Source organism: Maritimimonas sp. 2405UD52-3 (genome assembly GCF_056591715.1).
This window is the reverse complement of sequence record NZ_JBWQOL010000025.1, coordinates 1-365: the sequence shown is the minus strand read 5'-3', so window position 1 is coordinate 365 and position 365 is coordinate 1. Positions and strand designations below refer to the sequence as shown.

General features: G+C 45.5%; 1 pseudogene. It reads left to right on the top strand.

What is annotated here, in order from left to right:
* Positions 1 to 365, top strand: a pseudogene (locus tag AC1EU5_RS16020) (hypothetical protein); the annotation flags it as partial.

Below are 365 nucleotides of genomic sequence, written 5' to 3'. Positions count from 1 at the left end.
TTACGTATACTACAGCAGGCGCATGTCCGAATAGCAGTACAGAGAGTGTTACGATCACGGCATTGGATGATGCGAGTTTTAGTTATAGTGCAGCATCCTATTGTGTTGATGACGCCGACCCTACACCGACAGCTACTTTAGGTGGTGGTACGTATAGTAGTACAGCAGGATTAAGTATTAATGGAACAACTGGAGCGATTGATGTTAGTGCGAGTACTCCGGGTACATATACAATTACGTATACTACAGCAGGCGCATGTCCGAATAGCAGTACAGAGAGTGTTACGATCACGGCATTGGATGATGCGAGTTTTAGTTATAGTGCAGCATCCTATTGTGTTGATGACGCAGACCCTACACCGACA